This is a genomic window from Prevotella sp. P4-51, from assembly GCF_002251455.1.
Taxonomy (GTDB): Bacteria; Bacteroidota; Bacteroidia; order Bacteroidales; family Bacteroidaceae; genus Prevotella.
On record NZ_NPJM01000017.1, the window covers coordinates 93,164 to 114,939 of the forward strand.

General features: G+C 48.0%; 22 protein-coding genes and 1 pseudogene. 11 read left to right on the plus strand and 12 right to left on the minus strand.

What is annotated here, in order from left to right:
• The first annotated feature begins 234 nt into the window (after positions 1-234).
• From CIK94_RS14610 to CIK94_RS02130, 3 genes are read left to right on the plus strand one after another with little or no spacing between them, the layout of a single operon-like run.
• Positions 235-411 carry a hypothetical protein gene (locus tag CIK94_RS14610; RefSeq protein ID WP_216821924.1) on the plus strand — a complete coding sequence of 59 codons (177 nt, stop codon included), beginning with the start codon at positions 235-237 and terminating at the stop codon, positions 409-411.
• Positions 412-423: 12 nt separating this feature from the next.
• Positions 424-1,110: a HindIII family type II restriction endonuclease gene (locus CIK94_RS02125; RefSeq protein ID WP_256388331.1), complete on the plus strand. Its 687-nt coding sequence runs from the start codon at positions 424-426 to the stop codon at positions 1,108-1,110.
• Complete coding sequence (locus CIK94_RS02130; RefSeq protein WP_173845658.1) at positions 1,107-1,949, plus strand: site-specific DNA-methyltransferase; 843 nt, start codon at positions 1,107-1,109, stop codon at positions 1,947-1,949. The genes CIK94_RS02125 and CIK94_RS02130 overlap by 4 nt, the downstream gene beginning before the upstream one ends.
• 190 nt (positions 1,950-2,139) lie before the next feature.
• Here the strand turns inward: CIK94_RS02130 and CIK94_RS02135 are convergent, their stop codons facing one another.
• Genes CIK94_RS02135 through CIK94_RS02145 form a run of 3 tightly spaced genes read right to left on the minus strand, consistent with a single transcriptional unit; the run spans position 2,140 to position 3,831 of the window.
• On the minus strand, positions 2,140-2,409 hold the full coding sequence (locus CIK94_RS02135; protein ID WP_094389152.1) for a hypothetical protein: 270 nt from the start codon (positions 2,407-2,409) through the stop codon (positions 2,140-2,142).
• Positions 2,406-3,128 (minus strand): phosphatidylcholine/phosphatidylserine synthase, encoded by a 723-nt coding sequence (locus CIK94_RS02140; RefSeq protein ID WP_094421055.1) that lies wholly within the window; start codon positions 3,126-3,128, stop codon positions 2,406-2,408. Before CIK94_RS02140 ends, CIK94_RS02135 begins: the two co-directional genes overlap by 4 nt.
• 7 nt (positions 3,129-3,135) lie before the next feature.
• On the minus strand, positions 3,136-3,831 hold the full coding sequence (locus tag CIK94_RS02145) for a phosphatidylserine decarboxylase family protein (RefSeq protein WP_094389151.1): 696 nt from the start codon (positions 3,829-3,831) through the stop codon (positions 3,136-3,138).
• 130 nt (positions 3,832-3,961) lie between these two features.
• On the opposite strand from CIK94_RS02145, the gene dnaE reads away from it, so the two are divergent.
• A complete protein-coding gene (gene dnaE, locus CIK94_RS02150; protein WP_094384749.1) occupies positions 3,962-7,681 on the plus strand; it encodes a DNA polymerase III subunit alpha in 3,720 nt (1,239 codons plus the stop codon).
• A gap of 107 nt (positions 7,682-7,788) precedes the next feature.
• On the opposite strand, the gene pyrH is transcribed toward dnaE, so the two are convergent.
• The 3 genes from pyrH to CIK94_RS02165 are packed head-to-tail and all read right to left on the minus strand — an operon-like array spanning position 7,789 to position 9,621.
• Complete coding sequence (gene pyrH / locus CIK94_RS02155) at positions 7,789-8,499, minus strand: UMP kinase (protein ID WP_022309541.1); 711 nt, start codon at positions 8,497-8,499, stop codon at positions 7,789-7,791.
• A 16-nt stretch (positions 8,500-8,515) separates the two neighbouring features.
• Positions 8,516-9,235, minus strand: coding sequence for a biotin--[acetyl-CoA-carboxylase] ligase (locus CIK94_RS02160; RefSeq protein ID WP_254046123.1), 720 nt, complete (start codon positions 9,233-9,235; stop codon positions 8,516-8,518).
• Positions 9,236-9,240: 5 nt separating this feature from the next.
• On the minus strand, positions 9,241-9,621 hold the full coding sequence (locus tag CIK94_RS02165) for a YraN family protein (protein WP_094389148.1): 381 nt from the start codon (positions 9,619-9,621) through the stop codon (positions 9,241-9,243).
• 366 nt (positions 9,622-9,987) lie between these two features.
• Between CIK94_RS02165 and CIK94_RS02170 the strand changes: the two genes are divergently transcribed.
• Complete coding sequence (locus CIK94_RS02170) at positions 9,988-10,755, plus strand: immunoglobulin-like domain-containing protein (protein ID WP_094421059.1); 768 nt, start codon at positions 9,988-9,990, stop codon at positions 10,753-10,755.
• Between the two features lie 63 nt (positions 10,756-10,818).
• Here CIK94_RS02170 and CIK94_RS02175 read toward each other — a convergent pair whose 3' ends face one another.
• Entirely contained in the window at positions 10,819-11,799 is a 981-nt protein-coding gene (locus CIK94_RS02175; protein ID WP_094421061.1) for an IS982 family transposase, read from the minus strand.
• Between the two features lie 125 nt (positions 11,800-11,924).
• Between CIK94_RS02175 and CIK94_RS13940 the strand changes: the two genes are divergently transcribed.
• Both CIK94_RS13940 and CIK94_RS02180 read left to right on the plus strand, forming a co-directional pair.
• A complete protein-coding gene (locus tag CIK94_RS13940) occupies positions 11,925-12,284 on the plus strand; it encodes a hypothetical protein (protein WP_144008270.1) in 360 nt (119 codons plus the stop codon).
• Positions 12,285-12,289: 5 nt separating this feature from the next.
• The gene (locus CIK94_RS02180) at positions 12,290-13,156 is read left to right on the plus strand and encodes a WG repeat-containing protein (protein ID WP_094421063.1); all 867 of its coding nucleotides are present in this window, start codon (positions 12,290-12,292) and stop codon (positions 13,154-13,156) included.
• A gap of 111 nt (positions 13,157-13,267) precedes the next feature.
• Here the strand turns inward: CIK94_RS02180 and CIK94_RS02185 are convergent, their stop codons facing one another.
• Positions 13,268-13,570 (minus strand): hypothetical protein, encoded by a 303-nt coding sequence (locus CIK94_RS02185; protein WP_254046124.1) that lies wholly within the window; start codon positions 13,568-13,570, stop codon positions 13,268-13,270.
• An 827-nt stretch (positions 13,571-14,397) separates the two neighbouring features.
• On the opposite strand from CIK94_RS02185, the pseudogene CIK94_RS02190 reads away from it, so the two are divergent.
• The 3 genes and pseudogenes from CIK94_RS02190 to CIK94_RS02200 all read left to right on the plus strand — a co-directional run bounded on the left by CIK94_RS02190 (position 14,398) and on the right by CIK94_RS02200 (position 16,570).
• A pseudogene (locus CIK94_RS02190) lies at positions 14,398-15,386 on the plus strand (site-specific DNA-methyltransferase).
• Positions 15,387-15,397: 11 nt separating this feature from the next.
• On the plus strand, positions 15,398-15,589 hold the full coding sequence (locus CIK94_RS02195; protein WP_094421065.1) for a hypothetical protein: 192 nt from the start codon (positions 15,398-15,400) through the stop codon (positions 15,587-15,589).
• A 63-nt stretch (positions 15,590-15,652) separates the two neighbouring features.
• Positions 15,653-16,570, plus strand: coding sequence for a hypothetical protein (locus CIK94_RS02200; RefSeq protein WP_144008271.1), 918 nt, complete (start codon positions 15,653-15,655; stop codon positions 16,568-16,570).
• Positions 16,571-16,835: 265 nt separating this feature from the next.
• Here CIK94_RS02200 and CIK94_RS02205 read toward each other — a convergent pair whose 3' ends face one another.
• The gene (locus tag CIK94_RS02205; protein WP_094421069.1) at positions 16,836-18,008 is read right to left on the minus strand and encodes an esterase; all 1,173 of its coding nucleotides are present in this window, start codon (positions 18,006-18,008) and stop codon (positions 16,836-16,838) included.
• A gap of 171 nt (positions 18,009-18,179) precedes the next feature.
• Complete coding sequence (locus CIK94_RS02210; protein WP_094421071.1) at positions 18,180-18,971, minus strand: Fic family protein; 792 nt, start codon at positions 18,969-18,971, stop codon at positions 18,180-18,182.
• Positions 18,972-19,378: 407 nt separating this feature from the next.
• On the opposite strand from CIK94_RS02210, the gene trxA reads away from it, so the two are divergent.
• Positions 19,379-19,693, plus strand: a complete 315-nt coding sequence (trxA, locus tag CIK94_RS02215) for a thioredoxin (RefSeq protein ID WP_094384765.1) — start codon at positions 19,379-19,381, stop codon at positions 19,691-19,693.
• A gap of 109 nt (positions 19,694-19,802) precedes the next feature.
• Here the strand turns inward: trxA and tsaE are convergent, their stop codons facing one another.
• Both tsaE and CIK94_RS02225 read right to left on the minus strand, forming a co-directional pair.
• Entirely contained in the window at positions 19,803-20,216 is a 414-nt protein-coding gene (tsaE, locus tag CIK94_RS02220; RefSeq protein WP_022311753.1) for a tRNA (adenosine(37)-N6)-threonylcarbamoyltransferase complex ATPase subunit type 1 TsaE, read from the minus strand.
• Between the two features lie 6 nt (positions 20,217-20,222).
• Positions 20,223-21,776: a bifunctional response regulator/alkaline phosphatase family protein gene (locus CIK94_RS02225; RefSeq protein ID WP_094389144.1), complete on the minus strand. Its 1,554-nt coding sequence runs from the start codon at positions 21,774-21,776 to the stop codon at positions 20,223-20,225.

Genomic DNA, 21,776 nt, shown 5'->3' on the forward strand with positions numbered 1-21,776 from the left:
TCTCGGCGGCGACAGACGGCGTCTGCGTGGGATAAGGTCCAATGAAATTACTCATGGTCCAATGTTATGGAGTTTCATCTATATGTAGAAAACTACTTTAACCTCCTTTCTTATTTACAACTGAAATCAATATTAGGACAGGCTCTTGTCATAAATATCCAAAAAACCAGCTCAAAAATCTGGAATTATGCTTTTAATACTGTATCTTTGTAGATGATTTAATGATGGTGAATTATGAACTTTGCAGAATTAAGGTCAGCGATAAAGAACAGTATTGACCTGGACTTTCAGGTAGCCAGCAGTCGACTCCAGACCACAATATTCGGTCTTGACAGGGCCGACATATTGCCGCTTGTAGTAGAAATCGGCATCATACCAGAGGATATAAAGCACGACTCAACAGAGGAGTAGTTATATACCAAAGTGTCTGACATCCTTTTGGCCAAGTCGCTCAGTGAGATGAATCTCGAGGTCGCTGTATTGACGCAACGGAGTGACAGTGCTGATATTATAGCGCAAAGTCGTTATCATGGCTATAGCCTGGTTGGTGATGCTAAAACCTTCAGGCTCAGCAGGACCGCCAAAAATGCCAAGGACTTCAAGGTAGTTTCTATGGCTCAGTGGAAGGGTGATTGCGATTACTCTGTTTTGGTTTGCCCTTACTACCAATATCCCAAAAGCGTAAGTACGATTTATAAGGAAGCTCTCGACCACAATGTCTCTTTGTTCAGCTGGGAATACCTTTATATGTTGCTAAAGGAGGGTGTAACAGAAAGCCCTTCCTGCAATCTTAGAGAATTGTTCAACCAAAGTGCGATAATAGCCAATGCGACAACAGTGGTCAATGCCAAAGCCAACTTCTTGCAGCAGCAGAACGTGAATATCGCCGATATTATCAATATGCCGCAAAGTAGGTTTGACGATTATCTTAAGGAAATCGTCAAGATACTCGTAGAACGCGGCAATGCCGAAATTGGTTATTACGAGAGTGAGCAGCAACGCGTAAAGCAGTTGAGTAGAGAGGATGCTATCAACGAGCTCCTTAAATGCCTGAAACTGGATAACAAAATCTCAACGATTAAGCAATTTATTGAGCAAATACAAAAATGATAACGGACTATATTGATAAGATAATCAATGGTAATTGCGTGGAAGTGATGAAGCAGTTACCTGACAACTCCATTGATTTGGTCGTAACTTCACCTCCATACGACAATCTGAGAACATATAAAGGCTATACCTTCCCTTTCGAGGATATCGTTGCCCAATTGTATAGGATTATCAAGGAAGGCGGTGTGGTTGTCTGGGTCGTTTCCGACGCTACTGTCAATGGTAGCGAGACCTGTACCAGTTTCAGACAGGCACTAACCTTCGTTGCAAAAGGTTTCAAGTTGCACGATACGATGATATTCCAGAAAACCAATCCCGTACCCCAAATATACAGGAAGAGATATACCAACGTGTTTGAGTATATGTTTGTTTTCTCAAAAGGCAATGTGGCTACCCACAATCCTATTAAGGTCCCCTGCCTCCATGCGGGATTAGAGCTAAAGGGCACAACCTATAAAAACTATTCCAAGGGTGAACAAAGTCGAACTAAATTGGCCAATCCTGTAAAGGCCGAAAAACTTAAGGGTAATATCTGGGAATATGTTGTTGGTAAAAAGGCTGTAGACCAAGAGGCCAAGAAGCACCCGGCTCCCTTCCCTTATGACCTCGCTTTAGACCATATAAGAAGTTGGTCTAATGAGGGTGATGTCGTTCTTGACCCTATGTGTGGTAGTGGTACAACCTGTGTGGCTGCCAAAGACTCTGGTAGGAAATACATAGGTATCGATATCTGTAAAGAGTACTGCCAGTTGGCTGAGAGCAGAATTAAGATGCACTCCAATACAGAGCCGTCACTATTTGTCAACATGGGTGGTTTCGCCGTTTGTCATAAGTGCTAATGGCATTGGGGGTAGTATTTGCAGACAGCTACATACAGCCAGCGGTCATATCTTTATTCTCCTTGTCGCCACCTCCGCCTCCGCCATCATCTACATAACGCCAAACGAGCACGGCCTTTTGGGTCGTGCTCGTTTGGCTTATTGGTGGGGCGGTATGTGGGCTGCTGTCGGCTTGTCTTTGGCGGTGTGGCTATTGGGCCTTGTCGTCGTCTTCGTCCACATAGTCTACATATTCGCCTTCGTCGCTGCCGAATATCTTCTGGTTTGACTGCTCCGGTGTGCGCTGGTCTATCACGCCGTCGCCTCTGCCGTTGTCGGTCTTGCGGTTGGTGCGCTGGGCGTTGCCGCCACGTAGCTGGTCTATGGCGCTTCTTACGCGTACCCACAGACCTACGCCCATCACGATGATGGCTATGATGCCTACGATGAAGATGAAGGCTATGAGCTTGAAGAGTATCATTGCTGCTTGAGTTTGTCAGTGAAATTCTTGAACACCGAGACCAGTATGTACCACACGATGATGAGCGATATGCCAGCTACTCCACACACGAGCAGGATGGGGATGCAACAGAGGATGAAGATGTACTTCAACTGGTTTTCGGCCCATCCCCAGTGCTTGAACTTGAGTGCAAACATGGGTATCTCGGCTATGAGCAGATAGCAGCTCAGCAGTATCAGCACCAGCAGTAGGGGGAGTGCCCAGGGCGAGCTCTCCAGCTGGTCGCGCCATCCGAGGATGAACGAGCCCCAGAAGAGGGCGTTGGCGGGGGTGGGCAGTCCGATGAAGCCCATGGACTGGCGCTCGTCGAGATTGAACTTGGCCAGTCGCAGTGCTGAGAAGGCTGCCATGACAAAGGCTGCGAAGGGGATGTAATCGCTCACGGGCATGAGGAAGGCGGGGTAGTGTACCATGGTGAGCTCGAAGCCCACGATGGCTGCGGGTGCCAGTCCGAAGGTGATGTCGTCGGCCAGCGAGTCGAGCTCCTTGCCTATGGGTGATGACACGTGGAGCAGTCGGGCGCTCATGCCGTCGAAGAAGTCGAAGGCTGCGCCTATGACAATCCATAGGAGTGCGATGTCTACATTGCCTGTGAAGGCATGGAATGTAGCAATACATCCTGCAATGAGATTGCAGGATGTCAGTGTGTTGGGGATAATTTTCTTGATGGTCTGTAACATGGTTGTATCAGTCCTTTAGTTTGGCTATCACTGTCTGGTCGCCCGTGGTGGTCTGGCCCATCTTGACACACACCTCGGTGCCTATGGGCAGATATACGTCTACGCGCGAACCGAACTTGATGAATCCCAGATGTTCGTCGATGAAACATTCCTCTCCGGGCTTGGCGTAGGTCACGATGCGGCGTGCCACGGCGCCGGCTATCTGTCGGCAGAGGATGTCGGTACCCTCGGGCGTGGTAATCATGATGTCGGCGTGCTCGTTCTCCTCGCTTGCCTTGGGCAGCCATGCCTTGTGGAAGTTGCCGTTGCGGTGGTTTACAAACTTCACCTTGCCGTCTACGGGGAACCAGTTGGCATGCACGTTGAAGAGGCTCATGAAGATTGACACCATGAGGCGGCGCTCATGGAAGTACTCGTTCTCCTCTACCTCTTCGATTACTACTATCTTGCCGTCGGCGGGCGCTACGACCAGCCGCTCGGTGTCCTCGCTGCCGAAGTAGCGTATAGGACATCTGAAGAAGTTGAGGATGATGGCATATATGGAGCCGAAAATGACAAGGAACGACCAGAAGGGAATCTTGGTCTCAAACGTACGGTGCAATATCAGCGCGACGGCGGCAATGAAAATGAAACCATAGATGATGGTGTCTGTGCCCTCGCGGTGGATACGTATCTTTTTTAGTTTTTTAATTCTATTGCCCATAAGGTTACTCTATATTCTATGCAAAGATACATTAATTAATGTGATGTCGCAAATATTGGCCGCGTTTTTTTTGTGGATGTCGGCAAATGTATGTAACTTTGAAACCCCAAACACAATTTTCGCCACCATTATGGAAGATTTTATACACCTGCACGTACACACCCACTACTCTATACTCGACGGTCAGTCCAAGATACCCCACCTGGTCGACAAGGCCATTGCCGACGGCATGCGCGGTATGGCGGTCACCGACCACGGCGTGATGTATGGCATCAAGGAACTGGCCGACTACTGCGCCGGTGTCAACAAGAAGCGCAAGGAGGAGGGGCTCGAGCCTTTCAAGCCCATCCTGGGTTGTGAGATGTATGTGGCGCGCCGCCGCAAGGAAGACAAGGTCAAGGAGATGGGCGACAACAGCGGTTACCACCTCATCGTGCTGGCCAAGAACTATAATGGTTACAAGAATCTCATCAAGCTCGTCTCCAATGCGTGGACAGATGGCTACTACTATCGTCCGCGTACCGACCGCGCCGACCTCGAGCGCTACCACGAAGACCTCATCGTCTGCTCGGCATGTATCGCCGGCGAGGTACCCTCCAAGATTCTGCATGGCGACATCGAGGGAGCCCGCGAGGCGTGTGAGTGGTATCATCGCGTGTTTGGCGACGACTATTACCTCGAGCTCCAGCGCCACGAGGTGACCGACCCCACCATCCTGGCCAACCGCGAAGCCTTCCCCCTGCAGCAGAAGGCCAACAAGGTGCTCATCGAGATGGCCCGTGAGTATGGCATCAAGCTCGTCTGCACCAACGACTGCCACTTTGAGGACAAGGAGACCGCCGAAGCCCACGACCATCTGCTCTGTATCTCTACGGGCAAGGACCTGGACGACCCCAACCGCATGCGCTACTCCAAGCAGGAGTGGTTTAAGACCCGCCAGGAGATGAACGACATCTTCAGCGATGTGCCCGAGGCGCTTGCCAACACCACCGAGATACTCGACAAGGTCGAGATATACAGCATCGACCACGGCCCCATCATGCCCTTCTTCCCCATCCCCGAAGACTTTGGTACCGAGGAAGAGTGGCGCCGCCGCTTCACCGAGGAGCAGCTCTTCCACGAGTTTACCTCCGACGAGAACGGTGAAAACCCGCTGCCTCCCGACGAGGCCCAGAAGGTGATAGACCGCCTGGGCGGCTACGACAAGATATACCGCATCAAGTTTGAGGCCGACTATCTGGCCCACCTCGCCTACGAGGGTGCCAAGGAGCTCTACGGCGACCCGCTGCCCGACAATGTGAAGGAGCATATCAACTTCGAGCTCCATGTCATGAAGACCATGGGTTTCCCCGGTTACTTCCTTATCGTGTCAGACTTCATCAATGCCGCCCGTCGCGACCTCGGCGTGTGGGTAGGTCCGGGCCGTGGCTCGGCTGCGGGTTCGGTTGTGGCCTACTGTCTGGGCATTACGCGCATAGACCCGCTCAAGTACGACCTGCTGTTCGAGCGTTTCCTCAACCCCGACCGTGTGAACCTCCCCGATATCGATACCGACTTCGACGACGACGGCCGAGGCAAGGTGCTGCGCTGGGTGATGGACAAGTACGGTCATGAGAACTGTGCCCACATCATTACCTATCAGGCCATGGCCACCAAGAACTCCATCAAGGATGTGGCGCGCGTGGAGCGTCTGCCCCTCGACAAGGCCAACGCCCTCTGCAAGGCCATACCCGACCGTCTGCCCGACGGCATGAAGATGAACCTCACCAATGCCATCAAGGCCACGCCCGAACTGCGTGATGCCGAGGCGTCGTCCAATCCCCAGGAGCGCAATACCATCAAGTATGCCAAGATGCTCGAGGGCACCGTGCGCGGTGTGGGTCTCCATGCCTGCGGCTTCATTATCTGCCGCGACCCCATCAGCAACTGGGTACCCGTGTCTACTGCCGACGACCCCGACTTCCCTGAGTTCAAGACGGCTGTCACCCAGTACGACGGCCACGTCATCGAGTCTACCGGCCTTATCAAGATGGACTTCCTGGGACTGAAGACTCTCTCCGAGTTGAAAGAGGCGGTAAAGAACGTGAAGCTGACCAAGGGCATCGATGTCGACATCGACACCATACCCATCGACGACGAGCTCACCTACAAGCTCTACCAGGAGGGCCGCACCATCGGTACCTTCCAGTTTGAGTCGCCCGGCATGCAGAAGTATCTGCGTGAGCTCCATCCCACCGTGTTCGAAGACCTCATCGCCATGAACGCCCTCTATCGTCCGGGCCCTATGGACTACATTCCCGACTTCATCAAGCGCAAGCACGACCCCTCGCTGGTGACCTACGACATACCCTGCATGGAGAAATATCTCAAGGACACCTATGGCATCACCGTCTATCAGGAGCAGGTGATGCTCCTGTCGCGCCAGCTGGCCAGCTTCACCCGAGGCGAGAGCGACGCCCTGCGTAAGGCTATGGGTAAGAAGAAGAAAGCCATCGTAGACGCCATGAAACCCAAGTTTATCAAGCAGGGACAGGCCAACGGCCACGACCCCCAGGTGCTCGAGAAAATCTGGGGCGACTGGGAGAAGTTTGCCTCCTATGCCTTCAACAAGTCTCATGCCACCTGCTACTCCTGGGTGGCCTACCAGACCGCCTATATGAAGGCTCACTATCCGGCCGAGTTTATGGCTGCCATCATGACCCGCCGCAAGAGCGACATCAAGGAGATTACCAAGCTCATGGACGAATGTCGCACCTACGGCGTGCCCACCCTGGGCCCCGATGTCAATGAGAGTTACGAGAACTTCGGTGTAAACCACCATGGCGAGATACGCTTCGGACTGGCTGCCATCAAGGGTATGGGCGAGGCTGCCGCCACCGCCATCATCAACGAGCGCGAGGTCAACGGCCCCTTTGCCGATATCTATGACTTTGCCGAGCGCGTGGACTTCCGCAATGTCAACCGCAAAGCCTTTGAAAGCCTTGCCTACAGCGGAGGCTTCGACAGCTTCGGGCTCTATCGTGAGCAGTATTTTGCACCTTGTGGCAAGGAGGGCTCGTTCCTCGATGCCATCGTGCGTTATGGACAGCGCTTCCAGGCGTCCAAGGCCGAGGCTGCCACTTCGCTCTTCGGCGCCGACGATGTAGAGATAGCCCATCCACAACCATCCAAGCCAGAGCAGTGGAACACACTCGAACGACTCAACAAGGAGCGCGAACTGGTGGGCATCTATCTCTCAGCCCATCCGCTCGACGACTACGAGGTGGCGCTCAAGCACCTCTGCAATACCCAGTGTATCGACATCCGCGGTCGCGACACCGATATGGAGCCGCTGAGCAAACTGCAGGAGATAACCTTCGGCGGAATCATCACCGAGTCGACCGAGCGCTTCTCCAACTACAGTGGCAAGCCCTTCGGTATCATCCAGATAGAAGATTACAGCGGCACTGGCGAGTTGAGTATCTTTGATGCCGAATGGCCCAAGTGGAACGGCATGCTCAAGAAGGAATATCTCGTGCGCATCACCGCCAAGTGCGTGGAGCGCTACCGTGGTTCGGGCAAGTTCCAGCTCAATATCGTCAACGTAGAGTTCCTCGTCGATGTCAAGAACCGCGGCATCACCAGCATGACGATAGGCATAGACTGCGACAAGTTTGACGAGCAGCTTGAAGACAACCTCGCCACCAAGCTCAACGACAACCTCGGCCAGACCCCCCTGCTCATACGCTTCTACAACTGTATGGACCAGAGGGGCGAGATAGTGATGCGCTCGGCCAAGAGCGTCAATGTGACCAGGAAACTGCTCGACTTCCTCGACGAATATCACTTCAGCTATCAGTTCAATACCTGACGACTCCCTCCGCTGCGTAGCGGCGGTTGCAGATACGAGAAATGGTTCGACAGCAGCTCAATGCAAGCTCTGTCGAACCATTTCTCGTATCTGTAGTAAGGGTGTTATCAGTTGTGAACCAGTGTGCCTATCTCTTCGCCGTCCATCACGCGCTTGAGGTTGCCCACCACATCCATGTTGAATACATAGATAGGCAGATTGTTCTCCTTGCACATCGTGGTGGCGGTGAGGTCCATCACGCGCAGGTTGCGGGTATAAATCTCGTCGAAGGTGATGTCGTGAAACTTGGTGGCTGTGGGGTCCTTCTCGGGGTCGGCGGTGTAGATGCCGTCTACGCGGGTGCCCTTGAGCATCACATCGGCCTCAATCTCTATGCCTCGCAGCGACGAGCCGGTGTCGGTGGTGAAGTAGGGGCTGCCCGTGCCGCCCGAGAAGATGCACACGCGGCCGTCTTCCATAGCCTCGATGGCCTTCCACTTGCTGTAGAACTCGCCGATGGGCTCCATGCGTATGGCGGTGAGCACCTTGGTCTTTACGCCCTCGGCCTCGAGAGCCGAACTCAGCGCCAGCGAGTTGATTACCGTGGCACACATGCCCATCTGGTCGCCCTTGACGCGGTCGAAGCCCTTCTGGCTGCCGCTCAGTCCGCGGAAGATGTTGCCGCCGCCGATGACAATGCCTATCTGCACACCCATCTCGTGTATCTCCTTGATTTGGCGGGCATAGTCACCCAGTCGCTCAGGGTCGATACCATAATTCTGATTGCCCATCAAGCTCTCGCCCGAGAGCTTGAGGAGGATTCTCTTAAATCTTGCCATAGTCTTATTTGTATTTTCAGATGATAAATTCCACTTCCTTGAACGCATAGCTGCGCTGTCGGCCCTCGCTGTCGCGCAGACTGAGCCTGCCGTCGTAGGCCACGCCCACCAGCTCGGCGTCAAATTCGCCGTCTTTGTCGCGATAGCGGTAGAAACCCTTGCGGCGGTAGAGCGCCTCGTGATACTCGCGGCTTATGCCGGCATAGTCGCCCTCCAGCACCCGTCGGTAGTAGTCGTCGAAGGCTTGGAGGATGCGCTCGAGCAGATGGTCTATGCTCTCGTCGCTGCCCGTGATCTGGCTGAGCGACACGGGGTTTGGTGCGTCGCTGGTGAAGCGCCGCTGGTTTACGTTGATGCCTGTGCCCAGTATCATGCGCTTCAGTCGGCCGCCGCTTACTGCCGTCTCGATGAGCGTTCCGCTGAGTTTGCGGTCGCGGTGGTAGATGTCGTTGGGCCACTTCAGCTCCATGCCGTCGGCATAGGCATCGAGCGCCCGCTTCAGGGCCAGCGCTTCGGCCATAGCCAGCACAAACTGGTGGTCTATTGCCACCTCCACGGGACGTATCTGTATCGAGAAGAGCAGGTTCTGTCCCTCAGCGTCCTCCCATCGGTTGCCTCCCTGTCCGCGTCCGGCGGTCTGGTGGCGTGCTGTGACCACCACCACATCCTCATCGCCCCGATAGGCGTGCAGATAGGTATTGGTCGAATCGACGGTGTCCAGTCTTATCACTCTCATATCACTCATCTACTCAGCAGCAATGGGTTGAAGGCATCCTCGGTGTGTATCACGTCGCAGTGGCGTGAGTCCATGCCCACCACGGTGATGATGTCAAACCTCACATCGGCGTCAATGCCCATCTGCTTGACATAGGCGTTGGCGGCAATGGCGAGATTGCGCATCTTGGTCTCGTCGACGGCCAGGATAGGGTCTATCGTCAAGCCCTCCGAGCGCGTCTTCACCTCGACGATGACCAGCAGGTCCTGCGTCTCGGTAATGGCCACGATGTCCAAATCGCGCTTGCCCAGTCGCCAGTCGCGGTCCTTGATGATATATCCATGGTTCTCCAGGTAGCATGCCGCCACCTCTTCTCCCCATTTGCCTAAGTCGTTGTGTTCTGCCATAACTGTCTGCAAATGTAACACTTTCCCGCCACTCAGCCAACTAAAGGCAAGAGAAATAGGCTGCGCCCCACCAATATTGCCGCCACCGCCGCTCCTGGTTTCCATCTCCGCCGCTTAAGGTGCAGCGGAGTTTCAATGACAGTGTAATGGCTAAATTCGAGTAGGGTGGTTATGCAAACTTCTCCTGGAAATGCGCTATATTCAGCTAAATGTGTGTTTTTTTGATAGATTTAGCTGAATATACGCCATGTTTTAGTATTTTTGCAACTGAAACATTGATACTTGAATATGTTTCCTGATACGAAAAGAAATATACTATAAGAGTTCATATCTCTCTACATGTTAAATTATTAATTGCTGATAACTATGAGACTGAAGCCAAAACTCCTCAATGCAATAATATTAGGATTGACAATGTTCCTTTCAATGCAAACAGCTTTTGCTGCTTGCAAACAGTCATTTGCCGCTCAACAAAAGAAGGTAGCGACTATTAGCAAAAAGAGAGTTGTCAAGAGCAAGAAGAGAACCTATCGCAAGGCTTCGGCGCGTAAATATTCGCATAGGGAACTGAACGCCATTATGCGGATACTTGAGCGGAAGTTCCTGTCGGAAGACAAGACCCCGGCCTTGCGAAATGTTGTTGGATTTGGAATGGGATCCAACTCCATTGATGTTGCGCTCCGTTGGAACACGAAGGAGAAGCAGCAGGAATTTCGTAGGCAGATTTACAACTCGCCCGCCATCAGGTTTGAGGGCAAGTTGGACCCTATCATCGACAACAGGGAAGGCGTGAGCACCTACCAAGGCATCTTCCTCAAGGCGGAGAAGCCTTCCTATCCATTGGGCACCACGGAGATCAGATTCACGATTACCAACCATAGTGGCGAAGAATTTGTGTATGGCGATGCCTATAGCATCACGGCCCAAGGAGCGGATGGCAATTGGATTGTTGTGCCCACCGATTGCTCGTTCACGGCCATCGGTCATGTTTTAAGCGATGGTCAAAGCGGCACCATCACGGCCCATCTTTTTCCCGATATTCTTCCAAACAATCCTGGCGTCTATCGCTTCTTCTATGAAGAAAACATAGATGGCAATAAGGTGCTGCTTATGGCAACCTTTGAGTTGAAGTAAATAAAAAAGAATTGTTGCTTATGAAAATACTCTTCAGTTTATTGGCATTACCTGTTGGCGGAATTAATTTAGTGCATACTTAATTCTGCCAATTGGCTTGTTGTTAATGAAGTTTACGTATTGCAGAATGGTAAGTGCACTAATTTTGCCAATGATTCTGGCAAACAAACCATTCGTTATTTTCGCGTAGTTCCTGATGACCAGTAACTGGTCTGTAAGTTGTGAGAATATTGTCTCAATCCTCTTTCTTGCCTTTGCAAACGGAATGAATGTCGGTTTCCAATCCTTTTGGTTGAGCCGATACGGACACTCCAGTCTTATGTGTGCGGTTTCAAACAAGTCAAGCTGTACGTCAGCTCCAATATACCCTTTGTCACCATAGATGCTACAGTCGTGATAAGTATGTTTTACATCCTTCATATAATGGAGGTCAGCCACACTTGCCTTTGACAGATCATAGGAATGGATAACTCCACTTAACCCACAGAGAGCGTGTAACTTATAACCAAAATAATACGTGTTCTGCAAAGCACAGAAGCCGAAGTCGGGAGCTTGCGAGAAATTGCCGGCACGCCCCATCTTGCAACGTTTTCCTCTTGCAACCCTACAAACCTCTATCGGCTTGGAGTCAACAAAGAATTGTTCCTCTCCGCCATCCATTTCCATGACAATCCTCTTGCGCAGTTCCTCACACAGGCCTGACGTTTTCTTCCTGCGGTCATTGAACTGTCTCCTTGATATGAGATTGGGAATACTGTCCTTGTGTTCTTGCAATTTATAGTCTAACAACCACTTCTCGCTATCAATGCTCTCGGTCTCTGCCGTCAGGGATAGCGCCACCACTTCCAAATCTGAAAACTTGGGAACAGGACTACGACGTGGAACATTACCAGATTCATTGACGAGATTTTCAGAGAATTGTTTGCATATCTCAAGTATTTTGACGAATTTTGTATAAAGGTTGTACATACGATGATTTGAACTTAATGTTTTGATCACCACTAAGTTACTAAGAATCAGCGACATGTACAACTTTTTACTCATATTTGTCAACTTAAATTAATTCCGCCAACGGGTTATCTGTAGAATTAAAAGACTTGATTGTTGACAAAACTATAGAAGAAAATGTTGAATGATGTTTTAAGGTAAAGTAGAAATAATAAGCCCTTATGGAAAACGTATTTAGAGATTATGGTAGATTTGAAAACGAATCCAACAATCAAATCATCTGTTTTAATGTAACACGCACCTATTTATTGTGTAAAAGACCCAGTTTGTATGAATGTGTAAGAAAGTATTGGAGATTGAATGGGGAACGAGCTAAAAAGGCAGAATACGTTTTTGCCATTTGTTCTGGTTACATCGTAGGGGTGTTTAAGCCAACCCATTGGTTCCTTACGGATTCAAATGAATATGTAGGTCGATGGGAATTTGAAGGTGTAGAGATTTCGGACTCTCCGTATTTACATATGGATATTTCTCAACTTGTAGGAAAAAGACAAAATCCAGTATCATACATTAATATGTAATCATCATGAGAAAAGAACAATTACTTAACATATACGAAGATAATGGGTTATATGGAGCAAAAGACCAAAATGGACAGATTGTTATTACCGCACAATATACGGAAATGTATCAATTTAGTTGTGGACTTTCATTGGTTAGAAATAGTCAATATCAGTATGCTTACATTGACTACGATAATAATATTGTTATTCCATTTGGTGTATATTCTTGGTGCGAACCTAGGTTTGTTTGTGGCTATGCCAGAGTGTTAAAAGATAAATGGGGTATCATAAATACAAGAGGAGATTTAATTATCCCATTAAAATACGATAACATATGGGCATTAAACGAAGAATACTTATGTTCCATAAAAGCATATGATGGTACACAAGAAACAAGTATCAACCTGTTAAAGTTAACATCAAACAACATGCTATTAGACGGACTTACCTATATAGCAACATATTCAGTAAACGATTTTAAAGAGCTGTCTAATTGCAGTCATGTATACATTAAAAAAGATATAGAAACCAACCAATTATTTTTCACTTATGGAACAAATATTGGTGCTGTAGCTATAAATTCTATTCCAAAAGAACCAATGTTTTCAATTGTCAGCAATAGCAACGGAAAGATATTTGTTTTACTCACAGAAAAATGCGATGTAGGAAAGACCTCATTTCCACCTTCATCTATAGAAATAAATGATGACAGTAACAAAAAAGGAAAGAAACTGGCTTCAAATTATCATAAAACTTCATTTTGGGATTATGAAAACGAGAAAATGAATGATTACGATAATTGGAGTGACCCTTTTGGTGACGAAAGAGCGTTTTATGACGGTTGGTCTAGAGAGGACGTAGAATCAGGTTTGGCTGATGCCTATGAATAAATAAAAAGAATACATTAGTGTCCGTTAAGACTGAAGGTCTTATTTGTTCAGATGGGACTACATAAAAGGAACCGACTGATTTTAGGCTAAAGCCCAAGGTCAGTCGGATTGTCATTTTCCACAACTCTGTGCAATCATCATTCCTATACCTCCAGCAACCACAAAGATACCAATCGTGAAGAAGAACCAGAAGAACCACTGGGCATAGTAACCAAGGTAACAACCATCATATTCCTTGTAGCGTTCACAGTCTTTTTCCCGTTCATCAGCAAACATGGAATTGACCTCACGAATATGCATCTGCATCTGTGCGGTCATCCTTTGGCGTTCTTTGGCAAACAGTTCTTGAATCTTCTGCCAGTCAGCATCATTGATATTTACAGACACCTTTAATTTCGTGGGAGCATTCTCCAAAACCTTATCTATATGCTGATTGATGGCATGCAATGTGTCAATATACCACAAGAGCATTGAGTGTTGCTGTAGTGTGAAGCAAATAGGGGGACAAGATAATCGTTAAATCTTCAAAGGTGATAATAATATGGAAGTAACGGCAATTTGCAGATTTTAGTATTTGAGGTAAAACGCCTAAATGTGCAAGATGAAAAAATCAGCCTTTTTACCTATGTAAAGGTAATATGAATTAGGATGAAAGGAACGGAAAAGTGCCATCGGCGAGGTGTTTCAGGGAGAAAAGGGGGAGCTCAATAACCATGGAACGGACTTGACAAACAAAATATCAGATAAATGTAGAGATGGAAAAATCGTGCCTAACATGGTTACAGCTTATTGAGTTTACTCATGCTGTGGGCCTTTATTTTGTGTGCCAGGCTTATGAGGCTCTAAAAAGGATTTCATTCTCGTAAAACTTAAAAATATGATTAATAATAATGGTATCATGATTCTCGCGAAAGAAGAAATTTTGCAGTTTATGTAATAATTTTTAATTGAAAAAGAAAGATATATGAATAAATCTGCTCATTTTACGATAAAGGTTTATATCTTTGTGTCAGAATTAAGGCAAATAATAGTTATGGCAAATCTGAATAGGCTTAAAGCTATTTTGGCATAATAACAGAAGACGGGTTCGGCTTGAGTGGAGAACTTGGTGGATTAACTAATAATGTTGGTAAATGGTGCGGCAATATAGCCCATCATGATTTTGTAAACTCTCATCAAGAGTGCAAACACCCTTCATGTTGCTGTTGAAGATTTATTAGTGGTTAACGATTCTTAAAAGTATGACAGATAAAGTACGTGCAGAACGTAATAGAACTCTTACGGTTTCGGAAAGCGAAGTTCCAGCATTGGAGAAATATATTTTGACTGCGGATGATTTGGTAAAATCATTTGCAGATAATACTATTGTCAATGCTGACTTGTTTGATTGTTTGGATATTATTCCCAATAATTATTTTAACTTGATTATTGTAGATCCACCATATAATCTTGATAAGGATTTTCATGGGAAAAAGTTTTCAAGTATGAAGACAGAAGCATACGAAAACTATCTAAGAAGTTGGTTTTATAAGGTTTGTGATAAACTTGCACCCAATGGGACACTATATATGTGTGGTGATTGGAAATGTTCATCTTCTATGCAAAGAGTTATAGAAGAAAGGCTCACTGTTCTCAATAGAATTACTTGGCAAAGAGAGAAAGGAAGGGGGGGGCAAAAACAAATTGGAAAAATGCAATGGAGGATATATGGTTTGCTGTAAAGAATCCTAAAGATTATTATTTTGATGTTGAGTCTGTTAAGATGAAGCGTAAAGTAATTGCGCCTTACAAAGTTGATGGCAAACCTAAAGATTGGGAAGAAACTGACTCTGGTAATTTTCGTATTACATATCCTTCAAATTTCTGGGATGATATAAGTATTCCATTTTGGTCTATGCCTGAAAATACGGATCATCCCACTCAGAAGCCAGAGAAATTGTATGCAAAATTAGTACTTGCTTCGACAAAGCCTGGTGATAAGATATTTGATCCTTTCTTAGGTAGTGGTACTGCTGCTGTGGTGGCTCGTAAACTTAATAGAAACTATTTTGGTGTTGAAATAAATCGAGAATATTGTCTTTGGTCGGTTAAAAGACTTATGAAAACTTTAGGTGACAAATCTATTCAGGGTTATTTTGATAGCGTGTTCTGGGAAAGAAATTCTCTCGGTGACCAAAAAGCCAATAAATCAACAAAAATCAACCAAAAAGAAGAACCTCAACTATCATAGTACTAAAAATTATGAATAAAAACGTTCATGATTTTGTTGAACTCATTGAAAGAAACAAGGGTGTCAACACAAAAGAGGAAATGATTAGCATCGTTACCCAAACCATTGCCATGGTAAGAGATGGTAGAGCTGTGTTTCATACCAATTTCTTTGCTGTCGTTTTTTGTTATAGCAAGAACAGTTCATTTAGTAATGTGGTATAGTCTTTATCAAAACTTGAGAAGTATGACCATATACCATGTTTTGTGGTTTTGGTAAGGAAGAATTTGGATAATGTCATCTATATGATAAACACCACACTTCTGGATAAAATCAGTCATAGTTCACAGGAACTTAGAGTTGATAATATAAGAGGTAGCTTTCTTGGTAGCAATATTCGTAAAGAATTGCCGGAAATCGGAAAGGTAAATGCTCCAAAAGATTTTGATGAACTATTTGCTTATCACGAAGGATTCACCTGGCAAGAGAATATTGAACGACTTGTGGAAAGAACGAATAATATAAAGCCCAATATTGGCAGAGCGGAATTAAGTGAGGCTGAAATTAAGAATGTGTTAAATTCTCCAAAGAGGGCAATAAAGTTTATTCAATCCCATGATTACGGTATACTCTTGAAAGATTTAAGAACTCGTTGTGAAGAAGTGAAAGATGCAATACTTGTGGCATCTCATATACCAAATGTGAATATAAGAGGAAGACTTATTGAAGTTTTGATCACTTCTGATGAGGAAGAACGTAACAAATTGTTGCGGAATATCGAAGAAATAGAACATTTTCTCCCTACTTATGACACAAAGAATGACTTAGGTGACTATGTTAGGAACTTTTCTGATTCAGACTCATATACAGATATCAAGACAAAAGTCCTTTATCTTGATTTTAATCCTAAAGCCTATAATATTGACAAGTTCTTGAAGTGCATGGGTAATGAGAAGTCCGTATTTATGTTTTTCTTTGTAGGTATTGATGAAACAGGAATAGTTAATACTGTTTTGGCATCTGTATTGCATGACAAACTCCAAAACACGACTCTCCTTCAACATCATTGGGCTGGAAGAGGAACCAGAGGAACGGCACAATTTAATGGTAAAACCATAAATGAGTTGCTATATGATGGGCAATTTGAGAATAACATTAACGATAACGACTCTAAGAGTTTTCTTCAAAAGCTCCTTAATCGCTAAAATAATGCGGTCCTTCAAACTTATAATAGCACAATTACTCAAGCCCGAAGTCCTCCAAAATATGGGACTTCGGGCTTGAGTTTTCAAATAGTGAGGCTCCTCTCTAATCAGACAGACTTTGGATCCGGGTGGCATAGCCTCCTGAACCATTTTTGCCCAGTCTTTTTCTGGTCCATCAAGTTTAGCGGACAGCAATAATAAAAAAACAAAGATACAGCCATTGCTGGCTGTATCTTTATGGTTCTCAGGGGGATGTCGTTATGCTTTACTTGAACAGCTGGGGGATGAACAGGAGCGAGTACTGGCGCCAGTTGCACCAGAGGTGGCCGCGCGGACTCTCGTGGAATGTGTACTTCAGTCCGTCTTTGTCCATGCGCTCCATGAGCCGCTTGTTCGCTGGCAACAGCCAGTCTTCGCTGCCGCATGCAATCCAGTAGAGTTTGGGGTTGCCTTGTGCCAGCTTGGTGAGCTTGGTATCGAGGTTGGCATAGGCTGGAACCTCCTCCATATTAAGATGGGAGAAGTCGACGCCGGCGGAGTAGAGGCCGATGTAATTGAACATGTCGGGATAGTTGGCTGTAATCATAAGTGTGTGCATACCACCCATTGACAGTCCGGCAATGGCGCGATGTGCCTTGTCGGGGATGGTGTTGAATGTGGCATCTACATAGTTTACGATTTCAGGGAACGCCAGTTCGAAGAGTCCGTCCTTGTAGTGTGGCAAGAGGTGGGTCGATACGGGTCTGAACGCGAGATTCTCTGCCGTCTCGCCGGCAGCGGCCTGCTTGCCGAAGTTGCCGTTGGGCATGACGACAATCATAGGCACACACTTACCTTCGGCAATGAGGTTGTCCATGATGCGCGCCATGTGGCCCAAGTCGAGCCATGCTGTCTCGTCGCCACCACTGCCATGGAGAAGATAGAATACAGGATATTTCTTGTCGGTCTTGCCATATCCGGCAGGCAGATACACATTCATACGGCGGTCGGCGTTGGCCGTGTTGGAGTGATACCATACCGTGCGCACCTGACCATGGTCCACATCCTTTACCAGATATTCGTCGGCAGCGCCGCCACCCACATAGAAGATGCTGAATATGTTGCCCACATCGCGGCGCGTAAACGGATTTACAGGGTCGATGCCCAACACTCCGTCGATGTCAAAGCGATAGGTGAACATTTCGGATGCGAGCTGCGGAGTGGTATACTCCCATACTCCATCCTTGCCTTTCTTCATTGTAGCCTGGCCGTTGTTCTGCTCCCAGTCAGCCAATATCTTCACACTCTTGGCCTTGGGCGCTTTCACGCGGAAGGTTACGGTGTGGTCGTCGTTTACCTGTGGCGAAACGATGTCGCCCTCACGATACGAGATGTTCTGCTGTGCGCTCATGCCCATTGCTACGAGCATGGCTGCCATTGCTACGATAGTCTTCTTCATAGATTCTATTTTTAGTTGTTGATTTCTAATAGTATCTACAAAAGTAATAATAATTTGTCATAACCGGACCCATCTTCCGTAGCTTTTTTCATTTATGTTATTCGGTTTCGACTCCGACTCTTTTCTTGTCGGTCAATGTAGAAACCTCAACGTGTCTTCGTTCAGGCTGCTTTAGAAGAGAAATGTCGTAAAGCGTTTGGTGTTTGCTTCTTTCTGCTTCAATTCTTCTTCCATTCTCCGTGTCGCCATCTTGAAAAAGAAACGAATGAGATGTTCATCGGTCGCTTCTGTACGAATCATGCGGAGCGCAGCAATGTATTCCTTGCGATTTTCTGACGGGATGATAAGGAGGGGATGCCCCATGCGTAACAGTATGTAGTTGCTGACCAGACGCCCGGTTCTTCCATTGCCATCGCGGAACGGATGGAGATATTCGTAGAAACCATGGAAACGGGCAGCAAGTATCATGGGGTGTACATTAGCGGCGACGATGGCTTCCTCTGTCGATTCCAATAGCTTTGGCACTCTTGCGATGAGTTCTTTATGGTTGCCGAAGACCGTGTCGCCAGCCGTCATATCCGTAGTGGTGTATTCTCCCGCGACGGCTTCGGGAGCGTGATAAGAAAGCGTGTGACGGGTAACTCGCTTGTTGATTTCCTTGAGCAGTTCTTCGTCGATAGGATGCTGCGTATTTTGCATCATATACTCGAATGCCTCGAAGTGGTCAAGCATTTCGAATGCCTCGAAAAGCGTCTTTCCCGCAGGAATCATTCCCAATCCTTTCTCCTTCAGCTCTCGGGTGTCATCTACGGAGAAAGAGTTGCCTTCAATGGCGCACGAATGAGTGGAAAAGAGCACCTCGTTATATTTGATGTACTCTTCTCTATTCATTTGATTGATAATCGAGGTCTGGTATTGCTGCCTTGCCGCCTCGTATTCTTTTATTTCTGTGTCTAACGCCATTATTGCTTTCTTGTTGTTCTCTGCGGTGATTGGGGGAGGCCTGCAGACACAGGCTTAGTTATTTATCATGGCAAAGATACTGTAAAAAAACTAAGCGTCAAACTTTTCTGACGGAAATCGTTCCTTTTTGTTAGGCAATGATGCCACCCAACACCTGAAACGCCACAGAGAAGCATGCTTTCTTATGTATTGCGCTCGGTTTGCGTTACTTTACGGCATAACCGTGAAGATAGGCTGCATCTCGGCAATAAAAATAAATATGATTTATTTTGTATTGCGCTCGGTTTGCGTTACTTTGCGGCATAACCGTGAAGATAGGCTGCACCTCGGCAATAAAAATAAATATGATTTATTTTGTATTGCGCTCGGTTTGCACTATCTTTGCAGAAGAATTTATAATAATCAAGATGGAAGTAACAATCACTAACGAGAATTTTAAGGACTATCTGAATGGCGAACTGCCATTGGTAGTGGATTTGTGGGCTACATGGTGCGGACCTTGCCGCGCGCTGGCTCCCATTGTATCTGAGTTGGCCGAAGAGTACGACGGCCGTCTTGTGGTGGGCAAGTGTGACATCGAGGAATACGATGACATCGCTACCGACTATGGCGTGCGCAATATACCTACCATCCTCTTCTTCAAGGGTGGCGAACTGGTAGACCGCTTCGTGGGCGCAGCCAAGAAGGCAGTAATAGAAGAGAAGTTCAAGGCGCTGCTCTAATCCCACGCGCTTATTGGGGATTAACAGCCTGTACAGACCGAAAACAACGAGCCGGGTATGCTGACGATTGTCGCATATCCGGCTCGCTGTATATATAAATAAGGTGGAGCTAAAACTCCAGCAGGCGGCTGCCGTCGGCATCGACGCTGATTTTTACGCGCACGGTGTCATCGGGCAGGATGTCTTCTATCAGTTCGGGCCACTCCAGGAGACAGAGGTTGCCGCTGTAGAAGTAGTCTTCGTAGCCCATGTCATAGACTTCCTCGATGCGGCGGATGCGGTAGAAGTCAAAGTGGTAGATGGGGTCGCCATGCCCGTCGGTGTATTCATTGACGAGGGCGAAGGTGGGCGAGGTGATGACGTCGTCTACGCCCAGTTCCTGGCACAATGCCTTGATGAAGGTGGTCTTGCCGGCGCCCATGCCGCCATAGAATGCGATGACGCGGGCTTCGCCGATGCTGTTGACAAACTGCTGTGCCGCTGCGCGTATGGCGTCGAGCGACTCTATTCTGATCTGTGTCATATCGTTTTATCTTTTCTTGGGTTTCAGTGTGATGAGGGGGATGAGCATCTCTTCCATAGAGATGCCGCCGTGCTGGAACGTGTTCTTGTAATAAGACACGTAGTAATTGTAGTTGTTGGGGTAGGCGAAGAAGCTGTCGCCGGTGGCAAACACATAGCTGGTGCTCAGATTGGGCATAGGCAGCTGGGCCTGCTTGGGGTCGCGAATGACAAATACGTCCTTGGCGTTGTAGCTGAGGTTCTTGCCCAACTTGTAGCGCAGATTGGTGTTGGTGTTGCGGTCGCCTACTATCTTGATGGGGTTGGTGCAGCGTATGGAGCCGTGGTCGGTGGTCACCACCACGCGGTATCCGGTGGTGGCGAGTGCCTTGAAGAGGTCGGCGATGACCGAGTGGCGGAACCACCCGAGGGTGAGGTTGCGGTAGGCAGACTCGTCGTTGGCCAGCTCGCGTATCATCTTAGACTCGGTGCGGGCGTGCGAGAGCATGTCGATAAAGTTGATTACCACCACGTTGAGGTCGTTGCCCGTACACTCGTTGAGGCGCCCCAGAAACTTCTCTGCCGCAGCGCTGTCGTTGATTTTGTGATAGCTGAAGGTGTCGTGGCGGCGGTAGCGGTCTATCTGGGTCTGGATGAGTGGCGCCTCGTTGAGGTTCTTGCCCTCTTCCTCGTCTTCATCGACCCACAACTCGGGAAACATCTGCGCTATCTGCGTCGGCATGAGGCCGCTGAAGATGGCGTTGCGCGCATACTGGGTGGCTGTGGGCAGGATGCTGGTATACATGTCTTCGTCTATCTCGAAGAGGTCGCTGATCTCCTGAGCCAGCATGCGCCACTGGTCGTAGCGGAAGTTGTCGATGACTACGAGAAACACCTTCTCACCGCTGTCGAGCATGGGGAAGATGCGACGGCTCATGATGTCGTTGCTCATCAGCGGACGGTTGCTGTTGCCGGGCTTCACCCAGTCCAGATAGTTCTTGCGTATATACTTGGCAAAACCTATATTGGCTTCCTCCTTCTGCATCTGCAGCATCTCGGTCATATTGCTGTCGGTGCTACTCAGCTCCAGCTCCCAGTGGGTGAGCTTGCGGTAGATGTTCTGCCAGTCTTCGAGCGTCTGGCAGTCCATAATCTGCATCATCAGGTTCTGGTAGTTCTGCTGGTAACCGCTTTGGGTCACCTCGGTCTCTATCTCGCGCCGATGTATGTTCTTTTTGAGGGTGAGGAGTATCTGGTGGGGGTTGACGGGCTTGATGAGATAGTCGGCTATCTTTGAGCCGATAGCCTGGTCCATGATGTCTTCTTCCTCGCTCTTGGTCACCATCACCACGGGAGTCGCCGGGTTGATTTCCTTGATGCGTTGCAGTGTCTCGAGACCGGTGAGACCGGGCATCATTTCGTCGAGAAGCACCAGGTCGAAGGTGCGCTGCGCACACTGTTCTATGGCATCGGTACCATTGGTTACGGTAACTACCTCGTAGCCCTTCTTCTCAAGAAACAAGATGTGGGCACGCAGCAGTTCTATCTCGTCATCGACCCATAGTAATAATCCGTTTGTCAT